5 protein-coding genes are annotated in these 3,852 nt (G+C 69.5%); 1 reads left to right on the top strand and 4 read right to left on the bottom strand.

The genetic code is table 11. The features are described 5' to 3' along the window. Positions 1 to 116: 116 nt before the first annotated feature. From PV341_RS44175 to PV341_RS44190, 4 genes are all read right to left on the bottom strand, one after another. Entirely contained in the window at positions 117 to 266 is a 150-nt protein-coding gene (locus PV341_RS44175; protein WP_500360883.1) for a hypothetical protein, read from the bottom strand. 52 nt (positions 267 to 318) lie between these two features. After that, positions 319 to 630 carry an SH3 domain-containing protein gene (locus tag PV341_RS44180; RefSeq protein WP_500360886.1) on the bottom strand — a complete coding sequence of 104 codons (312 nt, stop codon included), beginning with the start codon at positions 628 to 630 and terminating at the stop codon, positions 319 to 321. A gap of 85 nt (positions 631 to 715) precedes the next feature. Further along, positions 716 to 1,027, bottom strand: a complete 312-nt coding sequence (locus tag PV341_RS44185; RefSeq protein ID WP_500360888.1) for an SH3 domain-containing protein — start codon at positions 1,025 to 1,027, stop codon at positions 716 to 718. Positions 1,028 to 1,191: 164 nt separating this feature from the next. Further along, a complete protein-coding gene (locus tag PV341_RS44190) occupies positions 1,192 to 1,524 on the bottom strand; it encodes an SH3 domain-containing protein (RefSeq protein WP_500330159.1) in 333 nt (110 codons plus the stop codon). 123 nt (positions 1,525 to 1,647) lie between these two features. Here PV341_RS44190 and PV341_RS44195 point away from each other — a divergent pair. Next, positions 1,648 to 3,852: serine/threonine-protein kinase (locus PV341_RS44195; protein ID WP_500360885.1), on the top strand; the 2,205-nt coding region annotated here is incomplete at its 3' end.

A 3,852-nucleotide genomic window follows, 5' to 3' on the forward strand; every position in this document is an offset into this window, starting at 1 on the left:
CTCGCTTTTTTTTTTTCAAGCGAAAGACGGCATGCCATATGTAGAGAGTTTTCTCGAGCAGCAAGATGTATATAAGAGACAGAGCTCGCCCAGTCGTTCGCCGCCGTCTCAGCGCATTACGCCGCGGCCCCGGCGAAGGGACGGCCGCTGATCTCCTCGACGGCGTCGAACAGCTCTCCCGGGTAACCGGGGCGGGCCGCGGCGTACTGCGCGGCGACGGTGTCGAACGACTGGGCGAGCACGCGGTGGGCCGGGTGTGTGGTCATGGGGGTTGTCCTTCCCCGTGGGACGCGGGCGCGACCCACCGCGTGGGCTCGGTCAGACGCACCTTCCGGCGACGTACCCGTCGCTGCCGGTGTGCACGTAGGTGTCGGAGACGTACTGGTCCGGGCCGATCCGGTCCCAGATGTTCGACGTGCCGTAGTAGCCGCTGACCGTCTCGCCCGGGGTCTGGCAGAAGATCGGCACCTGGACGTCATAGGGCAGGAGCCTGACGATCTGGTAGTTCGTGCCGGGGCCGATACGGACGTTGAGCCGTACGTCGGGGGCGACCGAGTAGTACACGAGATCCGCGGACGCCGCGGTCGCCTCGGCGGCACCCCCCAGCACGAGGAACACCGCCCCGGCCATCGTGGCCGCGCCGGCCGCCAGTGCGGCGCGCCTGCTTCTGCCCTTGCTCAACACAGCCTCCCCATGGGTAGGGACCCGCGGGTGATCATCCGCAGCGTCCCGCGACGTAGCCGTCGCTGCCGGTGTGCACGTACGTGTCGGAGACGTACTGGCCGGGGGCGATCCGGTCCCATATGTTCGACGTGCCGTAGTAGCCGCTGACCGTCTCGCCCGGGGTCTGGCAGATGATCGGCACCTTGACGTCGTAGGGCAGTACCTTCACGATCTGGTATCCCGTGCCGGGGCCGATACGGACGTTGAGCCGTACGTCGGGGGCGACCGAGTAGTACACGAGATCCGCGGACGCCGCGGTCGCCTCGGCGGCACCCCCCAGCACGAGGAAGGCCGCACCGGCCATCGTGGCCGCACCGGTCACCAGCGCCGTGCGCCTGCTCTTGCCCTTGCCCTTGCTCAACACGTTCCTCCTGAGGGACGGATCACTGACGGATGCGCGCCGCGGCTCCCCGGTGGGCCGGGGAGCCGCGTGGCGCGATGGGCGTGAGCTGTGCCGAGTCGCCGACGTCAGCTGCAGCGTGACGCGACGTAGCCGTCGCTGCCGGTGTGCACGTAGGCGTCGGAGACGTACTGGTTGGTGCCGATGCAGTCCCAGATGTTCGACGTCCCGTAGTAACCGCTGACCGTGGTCCCAGGCGTCTGGCAGAAGATCGGGACTTTGGCGTCGTACGGAAGGACCTTGACGATGTGGTAGCTGGTTCCGGGGCCGGATCGCACGTTGAGACGGGCTCCGGGCGCCACGGAGTAGTAGATCAAGTCGGCGGCCGCGACGGCGGTCTCCGCCCCTGCGGGCCCGTCACTCGCATCGCCCACCGGCTCGTCAAGCTTGTTCTCGGCCATGTGCCCACCCCCGTGAGGATTCACGCTCTGTCAAGTGCAGGCTAGCAATCCGAGCCGTCCTCGTAACGGGGATCCACTAGGCTCACCGAGTTGCGGCTGCTGACGAACACACGGGGGTGGGTCATGCCGCCAGTGCGGAGACCCGGGACCGACCCGGAAGCGGAACATCCGGAATATGCGGGGCCCTACCGGCTGGAAGGGCGGCTCGGCGCCGGCGGCATGGGCGTGGTGCACCTGTCACGCTCGACATCCGGCATGCGGCTGGCCGTCAAGGTCGTGCACGAGGAGTTCGCGGCGGACCCGGAGTTCAGGGCGCGATTCCGCCAGGAGATCACCGCCGCCCGGCGGGTCAGCGGCGCCTTCACCGCATCCGTCGTGGACGCGGATCCGGATGCCGAACGCCCCTGGATGGCCACGCTCTACATACCCGGGCCGACGCTGGCCGAGTTCGTGAAGCGGAACGGGCCGGTTCCGCCGGCCCAGGTCCGCTACCTCATGGCAGGACTCGCCGAGGCCTTGCGGGACATCCACCGGGTGGGCGTCGTCCACCGCGATCTCAAGCCGGGCAATGTGCTGTTGGCTGCCGATGGTCCCAAGGTCATCGATTTCGGCATCTCGCGACCACCGGACAGCGATGTGCGCACCGAGACGGGCAAGCTCATCGGCACGCCTCCCTTCATGGCGCCCGAACAGTTCAGCCGGCCCCGATCGGTGGGGCCCGCCGCCGACGTCTTCGCCATGGCCGGCGTGCTCGTCCACGCCGCGACGGGACGCAGTCCTTTCGACTCGGACAGCCCCTACATCGTCGCGTACCAAGTGGTCCACGACGAACCGCACCTCGACGGCGTCCCTGGAGATCTGCGGCCGCTCATCGAGCGATGCCTCGCCAAGGACCCGGACCACAGGCCCACTCCGGACGCGTTGATGACGGAGCTGAGGAAGGTCTCGGCCTCGTACGACACCCAGACCTTCGGCTCCTTCGACCTCGAGAGCGTCCCGGCGGACGCCCTCATCCCGTCACAGCGGCGATCGGCGGACGGCGCGATCCCCCCGGAAGCGCCCCAGCCGGGATCCGGGTCCGGACCCGAAGCGCCCGGTCCAGCTCCGGCTTCCACGTCCCGAAACCGCCGGACCCGAAGTGCCCTCGCCGCCGTCCTGGCATTGGGTGTCCTCGCCGCGGGCGCCTCCCTGCTGGCCCAACGGCACGATGACGTAACGCCGTTGGACTCGACCGGATCCCGGGTCACCGGCGGTGGGGATTTCCACCCGTGGGCGGCCGCCCTCCGGGGAGACGGAAGTGGCGGCACGGCAGCCTGCGCGTCCGGGGCAGAGGCCCTGTTCTGCGCCGGACCGGGTGTCGAGGCGGCGAAGCTGGACGCCGACAGCGGGCTCATCCAATGGTCGGTCCGCGAGGCGCCCGTGAAGGGCGGCACCGCCGCGCATCCCCATCCGCCCGTCCTGTCGGGCGGCGTCGTCCGCGTGGTGAACGACGACGAATCGCGGCTGACGGGCCTGTCCGCGGCCACGGGGAAGGTGCGATGGGCCCTGGACATCTCGGCCTACCAGGGCGCGTTCTACAGCGCCGGCGCCACGGTGCTGCTCGCCGGACGCGACGGAACGGTCATCGCCGTGGACGGCGCCACCGGCCGGGAAAGGTGGCGCGTGAATCTGCCGGGCCACACCCAGCCTGCGTTGTCCGCGTACGGCACCTCGGGTCGTGTCTACGCCGTCGAGGTCGGCGCGGACGGTCGCACCACCATGGTGACCGCGGTGAACGAGACGGACGGGACGGTGCAGCGGCAGGTTCGGCTCGACGGGCAGCTGATCCCCGTGGGTGAGTCCGGCACGGACCTCTTCCTCACCTCCGTGGACGGCTTCTACCGCACCGACGCCGTCGTCCGGCTGAACACGGCCACCGGCTCGCACCGGCGAATCCCGATCACCCCGCTCCTCAACCAGCCGCAGACCGCCGTGCGAGGGGACAAGGTGTACCTCCTGGGTCACGGCGGCGAGCTGATCGGCCTCGACACCCGCCGCTCCAAAGGCCGCACGGCGGTCGAACCATGGAGTCTGGAGACGTCGGTGAGTGGTGGCTCCGTACCCACCGTCGTCGGGAACCGGGTGTACTTCACCGCCCTCGACGGACGGCTCCTGGCCGTGGACTCCGAACGGGGGGCCTTCATCGGACAGACGAAGCCACGTATGGGAACGCGTCCGGGCAACTACCCGGGATCCCCGCCCTCCCCCGTCGTCGCCGACGGGAAGGTGTTCGCGACCGCACCGGACGGCAGTGTGTTCGCCGTGGACGCGAAGGACCCCTCCCGCTGG

The sequence above is a fragment of the Streptomyces sp. PA03-1a genome, from assembly GCF_033792805.1.
In the GTDB taxonomy this organism is placed as follows: Bacteria; Actinomycetota; Actinomycetes; order Streptomycetales; family Streptomycetaceae; genus Actinacidiphila.